Source organism: Pseudomonas avellanae BPIC 631, assembly GCF_000444135.1.
GTDB classification, from domain to species: domain Bacteria; phylum Pseudomonadota; class Gammaproteobacteria; order Pseudomonadales; family Pseudomonadaceae; genus Aquipseudomonas; species Aquipseudomonas avellanae.
In genome coordinates this window covers 1-3,263 of the sequence record NZ_ATDK01000115.1, presented here as the reverse complement: position 1 = coordinate 3,263, position 3,263 = coordinate 1, and the positions used below count along the sequence as shown (strand labels likewise).

Sequence of the window (3,263 nt, the reverse complement as noted above, 5' to 3'; positions counted from 1 at the left end):
CTGCGCCGCCGGCATTGCAAAAGGCCATTCAAGCGCTCGGCCAAGCCATGAGGCACCGAGGCAAAGCACAACAAACAGCACGAACACGCCCATCAGACGCTGCAGGGTCTTGCGTCGTCCATGGCGCAGCAAAGCCCGCGACAGTGCGGTCAGTAGCTCATGGGTTTCGTCACTGTCATAGGTTTCAAGAGAGAATTCAAAACCCTGAACATCACGGCAGACCACACCGTCATTGCTCAGATAAAACGAGTGCTGATGGCGAAGGTCCAGGGTGCAAATCGTGCGTGTCACGATATCTTCTGCCTGATCTGCCTGATAGACAACCAGCTGATCGCCTTGGATGTCCACCGAAAACGGGGCGCGCAAAGATGCCGAGGCCATGGGGTTTCCTCTTTTAAGGTAAAGAATTAATAGTGCTTTTTTGAATCAAATTTGATGTAGAGTTACATCAAAATTGAAGCAAGGAGTCATCATGAGAACGACTGTTACCATCGACGATGCGTTGTACCAACGTGCTCTGGAAGTCGCCGATCCGGCGATGGATAAGGCCGACCTGTTCCGTGAAGCCGTTCAGACGTTTGTGCGCATTCAAGCGGCTAAACGATTGATGGCTTTAGGGGCCACACTGCCAGCGATGGAAGACATCGACCGCCGACACGAGAAGGCACTGTGAAAGGCGTCCTGGTAGACACCTCCGTTTGGGTTGAGCACTTTCGCAACAACAGTCCAGAACTGGTGAACTTGCTCAGCCAGGACCGGGTACTCATACACCCCATGGTGATCGGAGAACTGGCGTGTGGTACGCCGCCTGATCGTTCGAACACCTTGACCGACCTTGGCGACCTACGAGGTGCACAACAACCCACGGTGAGTGAAGTCATCGCCTTTCTGAACACCCACAAGCTCTATGGCCTGGGCTGTGGGCTGGTGGATATGACGCTCCTGGCCTCCGCGTTATTGAGCGGCACAGCGCTTTGGACGTTAGACAAGCGCCTGGAGCGTTTGGCTAGCCGCATGGCCGTGTCATACCAGCCTCCTACTCACTAGGCTCATCAACCACAGGTGGCTGCGCGGCATACACCGCCGTCATGACAGGAAGGTCAGAGGCCTCCCGGCGTTTAGGCGTGATGACATGTCGCGCAAATACCAGACCGATGCTTTCCAACTCGGCCTGCAAGCCATCGATGGCCTGGGTCACCATCAACCCAGGACGTGGCAGCCCCAGCTTACTGGCATGGACTTCTGCCCGCGCCTGAGCCTGAACACCAGCGCCTTCCACAAACACCTTGGCCGTGTCGGCACTGTGCAGGGCATACCACAACGTGCGGTTAACCCCCTTGAGCCAGCGAAAGCGCGCCGGCGCCAAGCGCAGATCGCGGCCATACAAGGCCACCAGCGCGGTGCGCATCGACCTATGGCTTTGCAGCCACTCACTGACGCCCGGTGCTTTTGCAACGCGATCAAACCCCGCGTCGGCCAAGCCGTACAGCGGCGTCAACGAGAAGGTCTTGCGCCGCAACAACCCCTTGATCATGCAGGAACGGTTCAGGTCATCGAGCAACCGGGTCGCTGCCTTGCGGTCATTGAGGAATACCTGCAGACCGAATACGGCCAACAAGGCCCGTTCATAGGGTGTCAAGTCCAGAAGTCCATTATGGACATCTCCGACCTGCTCCTCGAACACCGCACGAGCGGCCTCCCGATCCAGCACTTTGCGCTGCACCAGGTTGTAACGTTCGGCAAACTCCTCGGGCTTTAGCGCCCAGGCATTGCTGGGAGAGGTATCGTTCATCAGGCCATCGGGACCAGACGCAGCCAACACCGGGATGACCGAGGGTGCGAAACGGCTCACCAAGCCAGGCAACGTGTGAATGTTCACCAGGCGTTTGCTGCGAAACGGCAGTACCGAATGCTGCGACAGCCCCCAACTGCTCACAATCACCAGTGGTATCAGGAACAGCAGCAGAATCCCACTGGTGGCGTTCATCACCTCAAGCCATTCATCCAGCGTCACGGCCTTGGCGTGGTTGGCCACGTCGGCCAGCAGGTTGATCTTGCCACCGGCCCAGGCATGGATGAAGGGAAAATCCACCATTTTCCATAACCAATAAAGCGTCCAGGTGGTCCAGTACACGAAGATATCGAAGAACATCCAGCACAACAGGACGGCTGCACAAAGCGCCAATAACATCTGCGCTTGCTCGCCCTCCCATGCACCTTGGGATTGTCGATTTTGCATTGCGATGCCCCACAAATAGTCGCACCGCCCGAATTGGGCGGTGTGAGAGAAAGGTAAAGCGCGTCGGGAACAGCTGCGGAGGGGTTATGGCTTCACGCCAGGCGTGGGATCTGCACGTTCAGATCACGTTCAAGCGCTTCGAGCCGGTCATGCACATAGCGGTTGAACGGTTGCGGGGTGCTGTACTGCTTCTGCTTGTGTTCCATAGCCCCTAGGGTGTCATACCAAAGCTGCGCCAAGGGTGTGCCGATTTCGATCCGTGGAAGATCCGGGTGTTTGGTATAGAGGCGTAATATGCCCTTGCCTTCCACCTCGCGGTTGGTCCAGTCGTCCATGGTCAAAGCCACCACATCTAACTGCCCCTTACGAATGCGGTGCACGTACAGAATGGTACCGTTCTTCGTATCGATGCCCAGGTACTTGCCGTCACCCTCGTGATAAATCTCATGGGTAGGGTCTGGGTTGAAGAACTGCGGCGATTTTATGGCTCGTGTGACTCGCTTGAGCAGACGGCGGCGACTCAGTACGCCATAGATGAATATCCCCACGGGAATCAATATCGCGGCCCAGATAATAAGTGTACCCAAGACATCACCTGGGACTCGGCCCCGGGAGTGTTCAGATGTCACACTGAAAAACATGACTATCCCAATTAATAGTAAGAATGGAAAAGCCAAAAGCATGTAGGCAAGCTTGATCAGCCAGATCAATGTTTCTTTACCAGTTTTAAGACGTTGAGCCATGAGTTCACACTCCAAGAAGCACATTCGTAATATTGGACGCAAAGAGCCTTACTGAATTCCATCCCCCCCGTTACCGTCAGGTTTCTTCGGTTGCATTTTGACCCCAGGAACACGCTGAGCGCCACCACCAGCCGCACCAAACATGCCTTTCATGTTATCGACCATGCCGCCCATCAGGTTGGCCCCTTCTCGACCTCCTAGGGTCTGTTCCCGTTTCACATTGGTAGCCACAGAAAAGCGCAGGCCATTGCTATGACGCTTTCATAGTTTCTCTTGAGTTT

4 protein-coding genes and 1 pseudogene are annotated in these 3,263 nt (G+C 55.6%); 2 read left to right on the top strand and 3 right to left on the bottom strand.

The features are described 5' to 3' along the window. Positions 1 to 381 (bottom strand): annotated as a pseudogene (locus DW49_RS0107400) (thioredoxin fold domain-containing protein); the annotation flags it as partial. A 91-nt stretch (positions 382 to 472) separates the two neighbouring features. Here DW49_RS0107400 and DW49_RS0107395 point away from each other — a divergent pair. Both DW49_RS0107395 and DW49_RS0107390 read left to right on the top strand, forming a co-directional pair. Further along, on the top strand, positions 473 to 673 hold the full coding sequence (locus DW49_RS0107395) for a type II toxin-antitoxin system VapB family antitoxin (protein WP_005622049.1): 201 nt from the start codon (positions 473 to 475) through the stop codon (positions 671 to 673). Further along, a complete protein-coding gene (locus DW49_RS0107390) occupies positions 670 to 1,047 on the top strand; it encodes a type II toxin-antitoxin system VapC family toxin (protein WP_003344395.1) in 378 nt (125 codons plus the stop codon). Before DW49_RS0107395 ends, DW49_RS0107390 begins: the two co-directional genes overlap by 4 nt. On the opposite strand, the gene DW49_RS0107385 is transcribed toward DW49_RS0107390, so the two are convergent. Both DW49_RS0107385 and excA read right to left on the bottom strand, forming a co-directional pair. Beyond that, on the bottom strand, positions 1,037 to 2,239 hold the full coding sequence (locus DW49_RS0107385) for a secretion/conjugation apparatus DotM-related subunit (RefSeq protein WP_005622046.1): 1,203 nt from the start codon (positions 2,237 to 2,239) through the stop codon (positions 1,037 to 1,039). The two genes, DW49_RS0107390 and DW49_RS0107385, sit on opposite strands and share 11 nt — an antisense overlap. Positions 2,240 to 2,331: 92 nt before the next feature. Beyond that, positions 2,332 to 2,982 carry a plasmid IncI1-type surface exclusion protein ExcA gene (gene excA / locus DW49_RS0107380; RefSeq protein ID WP_002556019.1) on the bottom strand — a complete coding sequence of 217 codons (651 nt, stop codon included), beginning with the start codon at positions 2,980 to 2,982 and terminating at the stop codon, positions 2,332 to 2,334. Positions 2,983 to 3,263 lie beyond the last annotated feature (281 nt).